Here is a 17,289-nt window from a genome sequence, read left to right on the forward strand (position 1 = left end):
CAAAGCCTGCCAAACGGTTCGCGGGGAACCTCTTAGAACCTTCTTAGGACGCACCGCGAGTGTGCGTCCATGACCACCTCACCCACACCTTCACCGCTTTCCGTCGTGATCGGCGCGGGCGGCACCGGCGGCCACATCTACCCGGGGCTGGCCCTGGCCGAGGCGCTGCGCGCCGCGGTGCCCGGCGCCGTGGTCTCGTTCATCGGGACCGAACGCGGCCTGGAGACCGAGCTGATCCCGGCCGCCGGCTACCGGCTGCACACCGTCGACATGATCCCCTTCGACCCGGCGCTGGGCGCGGCCCGCTACCTGCTTCCGGCGGCTCTGCTGCGCTCGGCGGGACAGGCGCGGGCCGTGATCCGGGCGCAGGGCGCGCACGTGGCCGTCGGCATGGGCGGCTATCCGAGCGCGCCCGCCGTGCTCGGGGCCCGGATGGCGGGGCTGCCCGCGGTGATCCACGAGTCCAACGCGGTGCCGGGGCGGGCCAACCGGTTCGCGGCCCGCCTCACCCCGCACATGGCGGTGGCCTTCGACCGCAGCCGGCCGCATCTGGCGGGCGGGGCGCGGGCGCTGACCACCGGTATGCCGATCTCGGCGGCGCTGGCGGGGCTCTCGGTCCTGCCCGCCCGCGAGCGGGCGGCGCTGCGCGCCGAGGCCCGGCGGGAGCTCGGGGTGCCGGACGGACGGCGGCTGGTGGTGTTCAACGGCGGCAGCCTGGGCGCCGTCCGCCTCACGGAGGCCGCGGCCGCACTGGCCGCCGCCTGGCAGGCGCGGGCCGACGTACAGCTGCTGATCAAGACGGGTCCGGCCGTGCTGGCGGACACGGTGGCACGGCTGTCGGCCTCGGGCGGGCAGCGGATCGCGCGGGCCGTGCCCTACCTGGACCGGATGGACCTGGTCTACGCGGCCGCCGACCTGGTGGTGTGCCGGGCGGGCTCGGCGACGGTGGCGGAGCTCGCCGCGACGGGCGTCCCGGCCGTCCTCGTCCCGTACCCGCACGCCCCCGGCGACCACCAGACCCACAACGCCCGGGTGCTGTCCGACGCGGGCGCGGGGCTGCTGCTGGCGGACGAGGACGCGACGGCCGGCCGCCTCGCCGATCTGCTCGCCCCGTTGCTGGCCGACCCGGCGCGGCTGTCCGCGATGGCCGGCGCGGCCGACCCCGGCCCGCACGCGCGGGCCGCCGAACTGCTGGCGGCGCAGGTGCTGCGCGTCGCCGGCTTCCCCTCCTTCTCCCCCTCTCCCCTGGAGTTCGCATGACCACGCCGATGTCCACGCCGATGTCCGCCCCCGCCTCCTTCGACTGGACGGGCCGCACGGTGCTCGTCACCGGGGCCGAGGGATTCATCGGCTCCACCCTCGTCGACCTGCTGGTGGAGCGGGGCGCGAAGGTCCGCGCCTTCGTGCACTACAAGCCGTACGCGGAGAAGGGCCACCTGGCCCGGTACCTGGCCGGCCCGGCCGGCGCCGACGCCCCGGTCGAGATGTGGGCGGGCGACATCCGCGACGCGGGCCGCGTGAGCGACGCCGTGGCCGGCTGCGACACGGTCTTCCACCTGGCGGCGCTGATCGGCATCCCGTACAGCTACGCCTCGCCCGGCGCGTACGTCCAGACCAACGTCACCGGCACCGAGAACATGGCCGAGGCCTGCCGCCGCCACGGCGTGCGCCGCCTCGTGCACACCTCCACCAGCGAGGTCTACGGGACCGCCCTGACGGCCCCGATCTCCGAGAGCCACCCGCTCCAGCCGCAGTCCCCGTACTCCGCGTCGAAGATCGGCGCGGACATGATGGCGCTGTCGTTCCACCACGCCTTCGGGCTGCCGGTGACGGTCGTCCGGCCGTTCAACACCTACGGCCCCCGCCAGTCTGCGCGCGCGGTCATCCCCACGATCCTCGCCCAACTCCACTCGGGCGCCCGGGAGGTCCGCCTGGGCTCCCTGACCCCCACCCGGGACTTCACGTACGTGACGGACACGGCGGCGGGCTTCCTGGCGGTCGCGGAGTGCGACCGGGCGCTGGGCGAGGTGGTCAACCTCGGCGCCGGCGAGGAGATCTCCATCGGCGACCTGGCCCGGGCCCTGATCGCCGCGTCGGGCCGGGACGCGGAGATCGTCGTGGACCCGACCCGGCTGCGGCCCTCGGGCAGCGAGGTCCAGCGCCTGTTGTCGGACAACACGCGCGCCCGCGACTGGGCCGGCTGGAAGCCCGAGGTCTCCCTCCGCGAGGGCCTGACCCGCACCTCGGACTGGATAGCCTCCCACCTCCACCTCTTCGCCCCGGACCGCTACCAGGTATAGGGGGCGCCCCTCCTCCCCACGCGCCACACGCCCCGCCGCTACGGGCTGCGCAGGCTGCGGACGTCCAAGTGCCGGAGCACCCGGTCGACGATCTCCGGATCGGCGCCGGGTTCGCTCCGGGCGGCCAGTACCTCGTGGCGGGCGGCGGACATCATCTCCCGCTGGACGCGCTGCACGTCGCGGATCCGCTCCACCCGCTTCGCGTACGCCTCGCGCCGCTCCTCGTCGACCATGTCGGGGCTGATCCTCGCCCCCACGTCGTACGCCCGCCGGTAGAGGATCTCCACCAGGTCCTCGGGGAGGTCCTCCGCCTCCTCGATCTCCTTCAGCCGCCGCTTGGCGGCCTTGGCCGCGCGGATCGCGAGGGTCCGCGCGATCTCCGCCTCCGCGTCGGTATCGGCCTCCACGCCGAGCCGGCGGACCAGCCACGGCAGGGTCAGCCCCTGGACCACGAGGGTCACCATGATCACGGCGAAGGCGATGAAGATCATCTGGTCCCGACCGGGGAACGCCTCCCCGGCGTCCGTCCGGAACGGGATCGCCAGGGCCAGTGCCACCGAGGCAACGCCCCGCATGCCCGCCCACCACATCACCACGGACTCCCGCCAGCTCAGCGGGATCTCCTCCTCGTAGTCGCGCCGCGAGTGCAGCCGCTTCGCCAGCCAGCCGGCGGGCAGCAGCCACACCAGCCGTACGGCGATCACCACCGCGACCACGGCCGCCGCCCATCCGGTCATCTCCCACTCCCGGCCGCGGGCGACGCCGAACACGTTGTGCAGCTCCAGCCCGATCAGGCCGAACGCGACGCCCGTGACCAGCATGTCGACGACTTCCCAGAAGGTGTGCCCGGCCAGCCGGCCCAGGACGTCGTCGGCGTCGGACGCGTACTCGGCGAGGAACAGCGCCGTGGTCAGCACGGCCAGCACGCCCGAGCCCTGGAACTCCTCGGCCACCACGTACGCCACGAACGGCACCAGCAGCGTCAGCCCGATCTGGAGCGTGGCGTCGCCGAGGCGCCCCATGAGCCGGTTGGCGGCCCAGCCCAGCGCGAGCCCGACGGCCACGGCGACGACGGCGGAGAGCACGAACTCCCCGAGCGCCCCGGGCCACGAGAAGCTCCCGCTCACGGCGGCGGCGATGGCCACGTGGTAGAGCACGATGGCGGTGACGTCGTTGAAGAGCCCCTCGCCCTCCAGGATCGACACCATCCGCCGGGGCAGCCCGAGCGACCCGGCCACGGCGGTGGCGGCGACGGGGTCGGGCGGCGCGACGAGCGCGCCCAGCGCGACGGCGGCGGCGATCGGCAGCCCGGGCACGACGGCGTGCGCCACTGCGGCGACGGCGGCGGTGGTCACGAACACGAGCGCGACGGCCAGCAGCAGGATGGGCCGCACGTTGGCGGCGAACTGGCGCCAGGAGGTCCGCTGCACGGAGGCGTAGAGCAGCGGGGGCAGCACGAGCGGCAGGATGTACTCGGGCGGGATGTCGACGTTGGGCACGGCGGGCACGAGCGCGAGCCCCACCCCGCCGAGCGTCATCAACACCGGCGCGGGCAGCCCCAGCCGGTCCCCGAGGGGGACTGTCACCACGGCCCCGAGCAACAACACGAACAGCAGAGCTAGCTGATCCACTCCCTCACCCTGCCACCCCCGGCCCCGTAGGCGTTCGAGGCGCGGGGCCGGGCGGAGCCCAGAGAGCGGTCGAAGGACGGCAAGGGGCGAGCCCCGCGGGGCCACGCCCACTCCCGGCCGGGGTTACGGCAGAGCTCGCCGCATCGACCGGTGCGGGATGCCCGCGTCCTCGAACTCCGGCCCGTAGGCCACGTACCCGAGCCGCTCGTAGAAGCCCAGCGCATGCGTCTGCGCGCCCAGGTCGACGGCCGCCAGGCCGAGCCCCGCCGCTTCCGCCTCGATCGCCCGCACCAGCGCGACCCCGACGCCGAGCCCGCGCGCGGACCTGGTGACGGCCAGCCGGCCCAGCGAGCCGACGTCCGGCGATCCCGTCTTGCCCAGGGCCTCGGGCCCGTGCAGCAGCCGGCCGGTCCCGAGCGCGACGCCGTCCGGCCCTTCGGCCAGTACGTGGACCGCGATCGCGTCGTACGCGTCGTACTCGATCGACTCGGGCACGGACTGCTCGACCACGAACACCTCGGTCCGTACCGCGAAGCAGGCCTTCATGTCGGCCTCCGTGGAGGCCACCCGCACCGAGACGGCAGGGGCGTCGGTCACTCGCTTTCCTTCCGGATCACGTCCAGCGCGTGCTGCAGGTCCGCCGGGTAGGTGCTCTCGAACTCCACCCACTGGCCGTCCGACGGGTGCTCGAAGCCGAGGCGCACCGCGTGCAGCCACTGCCGCGTCAGACCGAGCCGCTTCGCGACGGTCGGGTCGGCGCCGTAGGTCAGGTCGCCGACGCACGGGTGGCGGTGCGCGGACATGTGCACGCGGATCTGGTGCGTACGCCCGGTCTCCAGCTTGATGTCCAGCAGCGAGGCGGCGCGGAAGGCCTCGATCAGGTCGTAGTGGGTGACGGAGTCCTTGCCGTCCTTCGTCACGGCCCACTTGTAGTCCGCGCTGGGGTGCCGGCCGATCGGCGCGTCGATCGTGCCGCTCATCGGGTCCGGGTGGCCCTGGACCAGCGCGTGGTAGCGCTTGTCGACGATCCGCTCGCGGAACTGGTTCTTCAGAGAGGTGTAGGCGCGCTCCGACTTCGCGACGGCCATCAGGCCGGACGTGCCGACGTCGAGGCGGTGCACGATGCCCTGGCGCTCGGCGGCACCGGAGGTGGAGATGCGGTAGCCGGCGGCGGCGAGGCCGCCGATGACCGTGGTACCGGTCCAGCCGGGGCTGGGGTGGGCGGCGACGCCGACCGGCTTCATGATGACGACGATGTCGTCGTCGTCATGGACGATCTCCATGCCGGGTACGGGCTCGGCGACGAGCTCGACCGGGCGCGGCGGCGCGGGCATCTCGACTTCGAGCCAGGCGCCACCGTGCACACGCTCGGACTTCCCGACGACACTGCCGTCGACCGACACCTTCCCCGCGGCCGCGAGCTCGGCCGCCTTCGTCCGGGAGAAACCGAACATACGGGCGATGGCGGCGTCGACGCGCTCGCCCTCTAGGCCATCGGGAACGGGCAGGGTGCGGATCTCGGGAATCGTACTCACCTGTCGAGTATGCAGGACCGGACAGACGCCCGGTCCCGCGATCTCTCCCGCGAACGGCCCCGCGGCCCTTCCCGGTCAGTCCTTGTGGACGGTGCCGTCCGGGTCCAGGCCCCGGAACGACAGCAGGACGATCAGGATCCCGCCGCACACGATCGCCGAGTCCGCGAGGTTGAAGACGGCGAAGTGGGCGGGTGCGATGAAGTCGACGACCGCCCCCCGGAAGACGCCCGGCGAACGGAAGATCCGGTCGGTCAGATTGCCCAGCGCACCGCCCAGCAGCAGGCCGAGCGCGATCGCCCACGGCAGGCTGTACAGCTTCCGCGCGAGGCGCACGATCACCAGGATCACGGTGGCGGCGATGCAGGTGAAGATGATGGTGAAGGCCTCGCCGAAGCCGAAGGCGGCGCCCGGATTGCGGATCGCCTCGAACTTCAGCAGGTCCCCGACGATGTGGATCGGCGGCTGGTGCTCCAGCTTCGCGACGACGAGCATCTTGCTGCCGAGGTCCAGCAGGTAGGCCAGCACCGCCACGACGAGCAGCGCGACGATCCGTCGCCGTCCCTTGGGCGCGGCGGACTCCGGCCGGGTGCCGTCTTCCCCGGCCTCCGGCGTACCGATGATGCGCTCCGCCTCTGTCACGTGAGTCCCTCGAACTAGCTCGAACCAGGTTGCCGACCGCCCCGCCAGGTTCCTGGACCCTGACGAGACACGAGGGTACGTCAGGGCACCCGCCGGCCGCCGCCCGGCGTCGACACCCGCCCGCCCGCCGCCGCCTAGTGCCGCCGCTCCTGCTTCTGCTTGCAGTCCACGCACAGGGTGGCCCGCGGGAAGGCCTGCATCCTGGCCTTGCCGATGGGCTGGCCGCAGTTCTCGCAGATCCCGTAGGTGCCCGCCTCCAGGCGTTCCAGGGCCCGCTCCGTCTGTTCCAGCATCGAGGTGGCGTTCGCCGCGAGCGCGAGCTCGGACTCCCGGGTGATGTTCTTGGTGCCCGTGTCGGCCTGGTCGTCGCCCGCGCCGTCGCCCGAGTCCCGCATCAGGCCCGAGATGGCGACCTCGGAGGCCTCGAGTTCGGCGCGCAGCCGCAGCACCTCGCTCATCAGCTCGCTGCGGGCCTCGACGACCTCCTCCTGGGTCCACGGGTCCTCGCCGGGCCGTACGGCGAGCTCGCCCGGCGAGCCCACCGCCGTGCCCCGAGCCTTGGGCAGCCCGCTCGTCGCTGTCGCGGCCGTCTTCCTGGCCGTGCCGGTGCTCTTCTTGGCGACCACTTTCCGGGCTCCCGTCTGTCGCGCGGCGTGCGCCGCCCCCTCGGCCCCGGCCGTCTTGGCCGTGGCCTTCTTCGCGGCCGTCTTCTTGACGGCGGCCGTCTTCGTGGCGGCCGTCTTCTTGACGGCAGCCTTCTTGGCGGGCGCCTTCTTGGCGGGCGCCTTCTTGGCGGGCGCCTTCTTGGCGGGCGCCTTCTTGGCGGGCGCCTTCTTCGCCGGCGCCGTCGCCGGCGCCTCGACGGCGTCCGCCTCCTCCGTCACGGCAGCCTTCTCCGCAGCCTTCTCAGGTGTACTCCCGGCGGTCTTCTTCGCCACCATGGCCGCGGCCCCTTCACATACTGTGATCATTGCTCGCGAATCGTGCCGGAACGATAAATCGACTCCGGCCCCGCGGCAACGGGGCACGCGTCCATCGAGGTCAACCTGCATCCGTTGTGCCCAGCCGGGGGCCCGGTAATCCGCCCCTCCCGCCCCACCGCACCCCGGAGCGCCGCATCGGCCCATTCGGGTCATCCCCGCCCGCTCCGCGGCCCCCTCTGCGGCGCCCTGCGCAGGCCCCTCCGCGGGGCGCTCCCGCACCCCCGCGCCACGCCCCGTAAACCGGTCTGCCGAGCCGCGCCCCGGCCCGTACACTGGGCCCAGCGAGAGGCATGGATGGGGACGAGTAGCGTCGGACGCAGCCAGGAGCGACCCGGGGACGGTGAGAGCCCGGGGGCGAGCGCGATGCGAAGGATCACCCCGGAGCCGCCGGAAGAAAGCCGTAGGGAGCCCGCACGGGCCCCGTACGGACCGTAGAACCGGCTTCGCACCCCAATGAGGGGGCCCCCGGACCACACGTCCGGAGGCCAAGGAGGGTGGTACCGCGGGAGCGCACGTCGGCTCTCGTCCCTCCGGACGGAAGTGACACCCCGCCGGAGGAAGAGTTCAGCCTCATGACCACACCGCCGCAATACCGCCCGGTACCCGCCCAGGTCGACCTGCCTGCCCTCGAGCACGCGGTCCTCGACTTCTGGCGCGAGAGCAAGACCTTCGCCAAGACCCTGGAGCAGTCCGAGGGCCGCCCCGAGTGGGTCTTCTACGAGGGCCCGCCCACCGCGAACGGCATGCCCGGCGCGCACCACATCGAGGCCCGCGTCTTCAAGGACGTCTTCCCCCGCTTCCGCACCATGCGCGGCTACCACGTGGCCCGCAAGGCCGGCTGGGACTGTCACGGCCTGCCCGTCGAGCTCGCCGTCGAGAAGGAACTCGGCTTCAACGGCAAGAAGGACATCGAGGCGTACGGCATCGCCGAGTTCAACGCCAAGTGCCGCGAGTCCGTGACCCGCCACACCGACGCGTTCGCCGAGCTCACGACCCGCATGGGCTACTGGGTCGACCTGGACGACGCCTACCGCACGATGGACCCCGAGTACGTCGAGTCCGTGTGGTGGTCGCTGAAGGAGATCTTCAACAAGGGCCTGCTCACCCAGGACCACCGCGTCGCCCCCTGGTGCCCGCGCTGCGGCACCGGCCTCTCCGACCACGAGCTGGCGCAGGGCTACGAGACGGTCGTGGACCCCTCGGTCTACGTACGCTTCCCGCTGACCTCCGGCCCGCTGGCCGGCCAGGCCGCGCTGCTGGTCTGGACGACGACCCCCTGGACCCTGGTGTCCAACACCGCGGTCGCCGCGCACCCCGACGTCACGTACGTCGTCGCGCGCCGTACCGGCGTCGAGGACTCCGAGAAGCTGGTCGTCGCCGAGCCGCTGCTGGAGAAGTCCCTCGGCGAGGGCTGGGAGGCCACCGGCGAGTCCTTCACGGGCAAGGAGATGGAGCGCTGGACGTACGAGCGCCCGTTCTCCCTCGTCGAATTCCCGGAGCCCGCCCACTACGTCGTGAACGCCGAGTACGTCACGACCGAGGACGGCACCGGTCTGGTCCACCAGTCCCCCGCCTTCGGCGCCGACGACCTCGCGGTCTGCCGCGCGTACGGCCTGCCCGTCGTGAACCCGGTCCGCCCCGACGGCACCTTCGAGGAGGATGTCCCGCTCGTCGGCGGCGTCTTCTTCAAGAAGGCCGACGAGAAGCTGACCGCCGACCTCGACGCGCGCGGCCTGCTCTTCAAGCACATCGCCTACGAGCACAGCTACCCGCACTGCTGGCGCTGCCACACCGCGCTGCTCTACTACGCGCAGCCGTCCTGGTACGTACGCACCACCGCCGTCAAGGACGCGATGCTGCGGGAGAACGAGAAGACCAACTGGTTCCCGGACTCCGTCAAGCAGGGCCGCTTCGGCGACTGGCTGAACAACAACATCGACTGGGCGCTCTCCCGCAACCGCTACTGGGGCACCCCGCTGCCGATCTGGCGCTGCGAGGAGAACCACCTCACGTGCATCGGCTCCCGCGCGGAGCTGAGCGAGCTGACGGGCACGGACCTCTCCGGCCTGGACCCGCACCGCCCGTACATCGACGACGTCACCTTCACCTGCACGCACGAGGGCTGCTCCCTGGAAGCCGTCCGCGTGCCGGAGGTCATCGACGCCTGGTACGACTCGGGCTCGATGCCGTTCGCGCAGTGGGGCTACCCGCACAAGAACAAGGAGATCTTCGAGAAGCGCTACCCGGCGCAGTTCATCTCGGAGGCCATCGACCAGACGCGCGGGTGGTTCTACACGCTGATGGCGGTCGGCACCCTCGTCTTCGACAAGTCCTCCTACGAGAACGTGGTCTGCCTGGGCCACATCCTCGCCGAGGACGGCCGCAAGATGTCCAAGCACCTGGGCAACACCCTGCAGCCGATCCCGTTGATGGACCAGCACGGCGCGGACGCCGTTCGCTGGTTCATGGCGGCCGGCGGCTCCCCGTGGGCGGCCCGCCGCGTGGGCCACGGCACGATCCAGGAGGTGGTCCGCAAGACCCTCCTCACGTACTGGAACACGGTCGCCTTCCAGGCGCTCTACGCCCGTACGTCGAACTGGGCGCCGTCCGCCTCGGACCCGGCCCCGGCGGACCGCACGGTCCTGGACCGCTGGCTCCTCTCGGAACTCCACACCCTCACGACCGAGGTCACCGAGGCCATGGAGGCGTACGACACCCAGCGCGCCGGCAAGCTCCTCTCCTCCTTCGTGGACGACCTCTCCAACTGGTACGTCCGCCGCTCGCGCCGCCGCTTCTGGCAGGGCGACGCGGCCGCGCTGCGCACCCTGCACGAGGTCGTGGAGACGGTCACCCGCCTGCTGGCCCCCCTCACCCCCTTCATCACGGAGCGGGTCTGGCAGGACATGATCGTCCCGGTCACCCCGGACGCCCCGGAGTCGGTGCACCTCTCCACGTGGCCGGCCCCGGACGCCTCGGCGATCGACCCGGTCCTGTCCCAGCAGATGCTGCTGGTACGCCGCCTCGTGGAGCTGGGCCGCGCCACTCGGGCCGAGTCGGGCGTCAAGACCCGCCAGCCGCTGTCCCGCGCGCTGATCGCCGTATCGGGCTTCGAGTCCCTCTCCCCCGAGCTGCACTCGCAGATCACGGAGGAGCTGAACGTCTCCTCGCTGGCCTCCCTCTCGGAGGTGGGCGGCTCGCTGGTCGACACGACGGCGAAGGCGAACTTCCGTGCGCTCGGCAAGCGCTTCGGCAAGGGCGTGCAGGACGTGGCCAAGGCCGTGGCCGTGGCGGACGCGGCGGCGCTGTCGCTGGCGCTGCGCTCCGGCGAGGCGTCGGTCGAGGTGAACGGCGAGAGCGTCGCCCTCACCCCGGAGGAGGTCATCATCACGGAGACCCCGCGCGAGGGCTGGTCGGTTGCGTCCGACTCCGGCGCGACGGTCGCGCTGGACCTGGAGATCACTCCGGAGCTGCGGCTCGCGGGCCTGGCGCGTGACGCGATCCGCCTGATCCAGGAGGCCCGCAAGAACTCCGGCCTCGACGTGGCGGACCGCATCGCCCTGCGCTGGACCTCGGAGTCCCCGGAGGTCGTGCAGGCCCTGACGGACCACGCGGCCCTCATCGCGGACGAGGTCCTCGCCACGGACTACGCGTCCGCCGAGGCGGACGCCACGTACGGCGACCCGTTCGAGGACGAGCCCCTCGGCCTGACGTTCCGCCTGCGCAAGGCGTAGCCGCCCGGCCCCAGCGGCCCGCGTCCCCCTGCCCGGGGGCGCGGGCCGCTTCGCTGTTCCGCCCGCCCTTTCACCGTTTCCCGCGACCGCGCCCCGGGCCCCGTACGGGCTGAGGATCAGCCCCGCCGGCGTCCGAGGCCCGGGGTCTGGGCGGAGCCCCGGGAGCCCGGGTACGCAAACGGGCCGGGCCCGGTGCCCCCGAAGGGGAACCGGGCCCGGCCCGACCGTCTGCCGACGGGTTACCGCTTAGTTGTCGTCCTCGTCGATCAGGAAGCCCCGCATGGGAGACGGCGCCTGCTGCATCGGCTGCGGAGCGGCAGGCCGCACCGGAGCCATCGGCTGCGTCATCGCCGGGGACATCTGCTGCTGGCCGCCACCGTAGGACGGGGCCATCGGCGACGGACCGCCCATCGGCGAGGGGCCACCCATCGACGGACCGCCCATGGAGTGCATCGCACCGGCCGGGGCCATCGAAGGAGTCGGCGACGGCGGCAGCGCGGGACCGGCGGGGTTCCGCGGCGGAGCCAGCGAGTCGTCGGCCTGGGTCTCCAGCTGGCGCAGCTGCGACTCCAGGTAGGACTTCAGACGGGTCCGGTACTCGCGCTCGAAGCCCCGCAGGTCCTCGACCTTGCGCTCCAGCGTGGCGCGGGCGGACTCCAGGGAGCCCATCGCGACGCGGTGCTTCTCCTGCGCGTCCCGCTCCAGCGCGTCGGCCTTGGCGCGGGCGTCCCGCTCCAGGCCCTCGGCGCGCGACCGGGCCTCGCCGACGATCTTGTTGGCCTCGGAACGGGCCTCCGCGATCGCCTGGTCGGCGGTCTGCTGCGCGAGCGACAGGACGCGGGCGGCACTGTCGCCACCGGGGCCCTGCTGCGGAAGCTGCTGCGGCTGCTGGTGCATCTGCTGGCCCATGGGCTGCATCTGCTGGCCCATGGGCTGCATCTGCTGCCCCATCGGCTGCATCTGCTGACCCATCTGCTGGCCGAGCTGGTTCTGGCCGCCCATGGACTGCTGCTGCATGGGGTTGCCCATCGGGCCGGGGCCCTGCTGGCCCATGCCCTGCTGGCCCATCTGCTGCTGGCCGCCCATGGTGTGCTGCTGCATGGGGCCGCCCATCGGGCCCGGACCCTGCGGTCCGTGTCCGCCGGGGCCGGCCGGCAGCTGGGGCTGGCCGCCCGGAAGCTGCGGGGGACCCATCTGGGGCTGCTGCTGCTGCGGCGGGCCGGATATGGCCGCGGGCACGGGGGCGCCGGGGCCACGCTGGTCCTGGGGTTCCGGCTTGCGCATGCCCTGCTGCTGCTGGTTCTGCGCGGCGGCACGCGTGGCGGCAGCGAGCTTGGCGCGCAGGTCCTCGTTCTCGCGCAGCAGACGCGTCAGCTCGGACTCGACCTCGTCGAGGAAGGCATCGACCTCGTCCTCGTCATAGCCTTCTCGCAGGCGGACGGTCGTGAACTGCTTGTTCCGCACGTCCTCGGGAGTCAGCGGCATGTCTTCTTCACCTCTACGTAGTCGTCGGCAGTCGGCAAGACCGTATCGGGACTGTCCCCGCGCCTGCGGGGAAGCTCATCGTTCACACGCTTCTCGCAGCGGTGCTCACGAAACTGATGAGGATGTAAACGATGATCATCAGAACGAAGAAGGACAGGTCGAGTGCCACGCCCCCGAGACGCAACGGCGGGATGAGCCGCCGGAGAAGCTTGAGCGGTGGATCGGTGACAGTGTAGGTGGCCTCCAGAACGACCACCATCGCCTTGCCGGGTGTCCATGAACGTGCGAACTGGAACACGTAGTCCATGACCAGTCGGAAGATCAGCACGATGAGGAAGCACATCAGCGCGATGTAGACCACTTGCAGTGCGACGCCCATCCCGCGCTTCCCTCTCCCCTGCTCCCGCTCTGTTCCCGGTCCCGTATCTGACGGATCGGTCTAGCTTTGGTTGAAGAACCCGCCCTCCGCGATGCGGGCCTTGTCCTCCGCCGTGACATCGACGTTAGCAGGCGACAGCAGGAACACCTTCTGTGTCACGCGTTCAATGCTGCCGTGCAGGCCGAACACGAGGCCGGCGGCGAAGTCGACCAGACGCTTCGCGTCCGTGTCGTCCATCTCCGTGAGATTCATGATCACCGGAGTGCCCTCGCGGAAGTGTTCCCCGATGGTACGGGCCTCGTTGTAGGTCCGGGGGTGGAGCGTCGTGATGCGGTACGGCTCCCGCTCGGAGACGACCTTGGGCATGATCACGGGGGCGTTCTTCTCCAGATTCGAGCGGTCGGGTGTGATGGATGCCACGGGGGCGATTCGCGCAGGACGTCCATTTTCAACCGGCATTGGGAGGGGTTCTCTTGGTGCCGGAGGCTGTGCAACTCGTACCGGTTCGTCCGATACGGGCGATTGGTGCGAAACGGGTTGCTGTCGCCGACGCTCCCGTTCCGGTTCCGGCTCGGGCTCGAACTCGTCGTCGGGGTCGTACCCCGGGCTGTCGTACCGGTCGTCCTCCACGAGGCCGAGGTAGACCGCCATCTTGCGCATCGCGCCGGCCATTCTCTGAGTCCTCCGCTCTGTGGTGGATCGCCCTGTCGCAGGTGTCTCGCCGTGTCACGAATGTCACCAACTGCCCGCGATCCACGTGGTCCGTCCGCTCATCTGCGGAAATGACCATATTTTCTGCTGTGGTCCGACTTTCTTCGCGACGTTACCCGAGCCGGGGTCTCGCGCCGAGTACCGCAGTGCCGACGCGTACATGTGTCGCACCGGCCGCAACAGCCTCTTCCAGGTCCGCGCTCATCCCGGCGGACACCATCGTGGCAGCAGGATGGTCCCCGCGCAGGCGGGATGACAATTCCATCAGCCGCTCGAAGGCCGCTTGTTCGCGTCCCGCGTAGGGCCCGGCCAGCGGCGCGACCGTCATCAGCCCGTCGAGCCGCAGTCCGGGCGCCGCCGCCACGAGGTCCGCCAACTCGGCGAGCTGCTCAGGCGCGGCGCCGCCGCGGTCCCCTCTCCCGCCCGCCTCGGCGTCGAGGGCGATCTGCACCAGGCAGCCCAGTTCCCGTCCGGCGCCCTCCGCGGCCGGCGAGAGCGCGGTGACGAGCTTCGGCCGGTCGACCGACTGCACGAATTGCGCGTATCCCGCCACGGAACGGACTTTGTTCGTCTGCAACTGACCGACGAAGTGCCAGCTGAGCGGCAGATCCGCGCAGGCCGCGGCCTTGGGGGCCGCGTCCTGGTCCCGGTTTTCCGCCACGTGACGGATACCCAGGTCCGCCAGCAGTCGTACGTCGCTCGCCGGGTAGGTCTTGGTGACCACGATGAGGGTCACCTCTTCCCTCTTGCGCCCGGCGGCCGCGCAGGCGGCGCGGATGCGTTCCTCCACGCGCGCGAGGTTCTCGGCCAGCTCGGCCTTACGGTCCGTCATTCGTCAGTCCAACCAGACATATCCGGCAAGCCGCCCGGTCACCCGGTCGCGGCGGTACGAGAAGTGGTCCCGCGACTCCAGTGTGCAGACCGCGGATCGGCGCGAGTCGGCCACCCCCGCCTCTGCCAGCTGCGCGTGCACTGCGGCGACCACGTCGACGGCGGGTGTCCCCCAGCTGGTCTCGGCGTACGCGGCCGGAACCACCTCGGTGACGGCGGCCCGCATCTCGGCCGGGACCTCGTAGCAGCGCCCGCACACCGCGGGTCCGGTACGGGCGACCATGCGCGCGGGGTCGGCGCCCAGCGAGACCATCGCCTCGACGGTGGCGCTCACGACTCCCGCGACCAGCCCGGGCCGCCCGGCGTGGGCGGCTCCCGCGACTCCGGCCACGGGGTCGGCCAGCAGGACGGGCGTGCAGTCGGCGGTGAGGACCGCGAGGGCGAGCCCCCGACGGGTGGTCACCACCGCGTCCACGGAGGGGACGGGGGCGCCGGCGGCCCACGGGCCGTCGACCACCGCCACGTCGCGGCCGTGCACCTGGTTCATCCAGACCACCAGGTCCGGGTCGATGCCCAGGGCCTTGGCCGCGGCGGCCCGGTTCGCGCGAACGGCGGCCGGGTCGTCTCCGACCGCGCCGCCGAGATTGAGCTCTTCGTACGGAACGGCGCTCACCCCGCCCCACCGGTCGGTGAAGGCGAAGTGGGCGCCGCTCTCGCTGTGCTGCTCCAGGGTCACTTCAAGAAGTCCGGGACATCCAGTTCCTCGGCCGGGCTGTCCTGGTACGGCCGGGCCGTCGGGACCTGCGGCGCGGGCGCCTCGGCGACCGGGACCGGCTCGGCACGGACCGGCTCCTCGCGCGGGGTGACCGAGCCGAGTCCGCCGAAGGCCGGGCGGACCGGTTCGGCGGAACGGACCGGAGCCGGGGCCGGCTCCTCGCGCTTGGTGGACGCCGCGCCGATGACGTTGTCCCGGCGGGCCGGGGGCTGTCCGCCGTCGAACCCGGCCGCGATGACGGTGACCCGCACCTCGTCGCCGAGCGCGTCGTCGATCACGGCGCCGAAGATGATGTTCGCCTCGGGGTGCGCGGCCTCGCTCACCAGCTGCGCGGCCTCGTTGATCTCGAAGAGACCGAGGTCCGAGCCGCCGGAGATGGAGAGCAGCACACCGCGGGCGCCGTCGATGGACGCCTCGAGGAGCGGCGAGGAGATCGCCATCTCGGCGGCGGCCACCGCGCGGTCGTCGCCGCGGGCCGAGCCGATGCCCATGAGGGCCGAGCCCGCCTCGGACATCACGGACTTGACGTCCGCGAAGTCGAGGTTGATCAGACCCGGGGTGGTGATGAGATCGGTGATGCCCTGGACGCCGGAAAGCAGGACCTGGTCGGCCGACTTGAAGGCGTCGAGCACGCTGACCTGGCGGTCCGAGATGGACAGCAGCCGGTCGTTGGGGATGACGATGAGGGTGTCGACCTGCTCGCGGAGCTGGGCGATGCCGTCCTCGGCCTGGTTCGCGCGGCGCCGGCCCTCGAAGGTGAACGGCCGGGTGACCACACCGATCGTCAGGGCGCCCAGCGAGCGCGCGATGTTGGCGACGACGGGTGCGCCGCCCGTTCCGGTGCCGCCGCCTTCACCGGCGGTGACGAAGACCATGTCGGCCCCCTTGAGGACCTCCTCGATCTCCTCGCGGTGGTCCTCTGCCGCCTTGCGGCCGACATCCGGGTTGGCGCCGGCGCCAAGACCCCGGGTGAGTTCCCGGCCGACGTCGAGCTTGACGTCGGCGTCGCTCATCAACAGCGCCTGGGCGTCCGTGTTGATGGCGATGAACTCGACGCCCTTGAGACCGACCTCGATCATTCGGTTGATGGCATTGACACCACCGCCGCCGACACCGATGACCTTGATGACTGCGAGGTAGTTCTGCGGTGCTGCCACGTCGAAGGCCTCTCGCCTCGAGTTACGTGTCGTTCGCCTCGCGGGCCTGCGGTGCGACGACTGATGCCGAAATTGGGACGGTCCGTACACGCCGACCCGAACCCTAACCCTGAAGTTTAGGGTTATGAGTGTGTCTGTTCCTTGGACTCTTCCGAACAGGACACTAAGTCGACAAGTAGCGCGTGTTCAACGAACACGCCGAACCTCCCGTTTTTCTTTTCACCCTATGTGATCACCCGTATCGCTGGCCAACCAGGGTGCGATGGTGTTCGACCTGACGTCAACTACCGGACACCGCTGGGGCGGTGGGGACGCTCACGTCAAAGTGGTCAGCCTTGGGCGAGGCCTTCAGGAGCGCCGTCAGAGCTCGGCCCTTCGCCTCACCCTGTTCGCCGCTCCCCCAGACCACCGACCGGCCCCGCGTCAGCTCCAACACCACGGAGTCGTAGGACCGGACCTTGACCTGCACGGTCTCCGTGCGGACGGCTTCCGGGAGGTCGCCGGCGACGCCGACGGCCTCGCGCAGCAGCCGTTCCTCGTCGAAACGGCGGCCGCTCGGGGACTGCCCGGCGCTCAGGTCGAGGACCGGAACGCCTTCGGGTGCTTTCGCGACAGTGTCGAATCGCACACCGGAAGCGTCCACTTCCACGAACTCCGCGCCCTTTTCGATGAGCAGAACCGGCTTGCGTTCCGTCACCTTCAGCCCGATGCCGTGCGGCCAGGCCCGCACCACGTCGACCGAATCGACGCGGGGCAGCCGGGCGCGGAGCCGCGCTTCGATCTCGTCGGTGTCCACGGACACCATGGGCGCCCCGACCGGCACGGCCGCCGCGAGGCGCACCTGCTCCGGGGTCAGGACCTCGGTGCCGCCCGCGGTGACCTTCTCGACCCGGAGCCAGGAGGACCCGTAGAACACCCACGTGAGGCCCGCGGCCAGGAGCAGGACCAGGACGAGCCCGGCGACCAGGACGGGGCCCCGGCGCGGGCCGCGCGGGATGCGCGGCCCGCCCGGGCCGGATCGCCGGGGCGGCTTCGGCGACTTGGGGGTCCGGGGCCGGCCCGAAGAGCCGGCCCCCTTCCCCGCGGCCCCGGGACTGCCGCGCTGTGCGGTGCTCGCTCCGGCCACTCCTGT

At 71.6% G+C, this 17,289-nt stretch carries 15 protein-coding genes; 3 read left to right on the forward strand and 12 right to left on the reverse strand.

Annotated features, from left to right (window positions below; translation table 11 throughout):
• Positions 1 to 69: 69 nt before the first annotated feature.
• Both J7F03_RS15425 and J7F03_RS15430 read left to right on the forward strand, forming a co-directional pair.
• Positions 70 to 1,260: a glycosyltransferase gene (locus J7F03_RS15425; RefSeq protein WP_214949809.1), complete on the forward strand. Its 1,191-nt coding sequence runs from the start codon at positions 70 to 72 to the stop codon at positions 1,258 to 1,260.
• Positions 1,257 to 2,300, forward strand: coding sequence for a GDP-mannose 4,6-dehydratase (locus J7F03_RS15430; RefSeq protein WP_374104338.1), 1,044 nt, complete (start codon positions 1,257 to 1,259; stop codon positions 2,298 to 2,300). The genes J7F03_RS15425 and J7F03_RS15430 overlap by 4 nt, the downstream gene beginning before the upstream one ends.
• 38 nt (positions 2,301 to 2,338) lie before the next feature.
• Here the strand turns inward: J7F03_RS15430 and J7F03_RS15435 are convergent, their stop codons facing one another.
• From J7F03_RS15435 to J7F03_RS15455, 5 genes are all read right to left on the reverse strand, one after another.
• Positions 2,339 to 3,931 carry a Na+/H+ antiporter gene (locus tag J7F03_RS15435; protein ID WP_214949811.1) on the reverse strand — a complete coding sequence of 531 codons (1,593 nt, stop codon included), beginning with the start codon at positions 3,929 to 3,931 and terminating at the stop codon, positions 2,339 to 2,341.
• A 123-nt stretch (positions 3,932 to 4,054) separates the two neighbouring features.
• Positions 4,055 to 4,477, reverse strand: coding sequence for a GNAT family N-acetyltransferase (locus J7F03_RS15440; RefSeq protein ID WP_214950009.1), 423 nt, complete (start codon positions 4,475 to 4,477; stop codon positions 4,055 to 4,057).
• A 47-nt stretch (positions 4,478 to 4,524) separates the two neighbouring features.
• Positions 4,525 to 5,466, reverse strand: a complete 942-nt coding sequence (locus J7F03_RS15445) for an RluA family pseudouridine synthase (protein ID WP_214949813.1) — start codon at positions 5,464 to 5,466, stop codon at positions 4,525 to 4,527.
• 75 nt (positions 5,467 to 5,541) lie between these two features.
• A complete protein-coding gene (gene lspA / locus J7F03_RS15450) occupies positions 5,542 to 6,105 on the reverse strand; it encodes a signal peptidase II (RefSeq protein ID WP_214949815.1) in 564 nt (187 codons plus the stop codon).
• Between the two features lie 134 nt (positions 6,106 to 6,239).
• Positions 6,240 to 7,046: a TraR/DksA C4-type zinc finger protein gene (locus J7F03_RS15455; protein ID WP_214949817.1), complete on the reverse strand. Its 807-nt coding sequence runs from the start codon at positions 7,044 to 7,046 to the stop codon at positions 6,240 to 6,242.
• 614 nt (positions 7,047 to 7,660) lie between these two features.
• Between J7F03_RS15455 and ileS the strand changes: the two genes are divergently transcribed.
• Positions 7,661 to 10,819, forward strand: a complete 3,159-nt coding sequence (gene ileS / locus J7F03_RS15460) for an isoleucine--tRNA ligase (protein ID WP_214949819.1) — start codon at positions 7,661 to 7,663, stop codon at positions 10,817 to 10,819.
• 246 nt (positions 10,820 to 11,065) lie between these two features.
• Here ileS and J7F03_RS15465 read toward each other — a convergent pair whose 3' ends face one another.
• The 7 genes from J7F03_RS15465 to J7F03_RS15495 all read right to left on the reverse strand — a co-directional run bounded on the left by J7F03_RS15465 (position 11,066) and on the right by J7F03_RS15495 (position 17,283).
• Entirely contained in the window at positions 11,066 to 12,304 is a 1,239-nt protein-coding gene (locus J7F03_RS15465) for a DivIVA domain-containing protein (protein WP_214949821.1), read from the reverse strand.
• Positions 12,305 to 12,386: 82 nt separating this feature from the next.
• On the reverse strand, positions 12,387 to 12,683 hold the full coding sequence (locus tag J7F03_RS15470; RefSeq protein WP_112450285.1) for a YggT family protein: 297 nt from the start codon (positions 12,681 to 12,683) through the stop codon (positions 12,387 to 12,389).
• Positions 12,684 to 12,743: 60 nt separating this feature from the next.
• Positions 12,744 to 13,355: a cell division protein SepF gene (locus tag J7F03_RS15475; RefSeq protein ID WP_214949823.1), complete on the reverse strand. Its 612-nt coding sequence runs from the start codon at positions 13,353 to 13,355 to the stop codon at positions 12,744 to 12,746.
• Positions 13,356 to 13,506: 151 nt separating this feature from the next.
• Positions 13,507 to 14,226: a YggS family pyridoxal phosphate-dependent enzyme gene (locus J7F03_RS15480; protein ID WP_214949825.1), complete on the reverse strand. Its 720-nt coding sequence runs from the start codon at positions 14,224 to 14,226 to the stop codon at positions 13,507 to 13,509.
• A gap of 3 nt (positions 14,227 to 14,229) precedes the next feature.
• Positions 14,230 to 14,961 carry a peptidoglycan editing factor PgeF gene (pgeF, locus tag J7F03_RS15485; protein ID WP_214949826.1) on the reverse strand — a complete coding sequence of 244 codons (732 nt, stop codon included), beginning with the start codon at positions 14,959 to 14,961 and terminating at the stop codon, positions 14,230 to 14,232.
• The gene (gene ftsZ / locus J7F03_RS15490) at positions 14,958 to 16,157 is read right to left on the reverse strand and encodes a cell division protein FtsZ (RefSeq protein ID WP_214949827.1); all 1,200 of its coding nucleotides are present in this window, start codon (positions 16,155 to 16,157) and stop codon (positions 14,958 to 14,960) included. The genes pgeF and ftsZ overlap by 4 nt, the downstream gene beginning before the upstream one ends.
• 280 nt (positions 16,158 to 16,437) lie before the next feature.
• Positions 16,438 to 17,283 carry a cell division protein FtsQ/DivIB gene (locus J7F03_RS15495; protein ID WP_374104339.1) on the reverse strand — a complete coding sequence of 282 codons (846 nt, stop codon included), beginning with the start codon at positions 17,281 to 17,283 and terminating at the stop codon, positions 16,438 to 16,440.
• Positions 17,284 to 17,289 lie beyond the last annotated feature (6 nt).

The organism is Streptomyces sp. ISL-43 (assembly GCF_018614195.1).
In the GTDB taxonomy this organism is placed as follows: Bacteria; Actinomycetota; Actinomycetes; order Streptomycetales; family Streptomycetaceae; genus Streptomyces.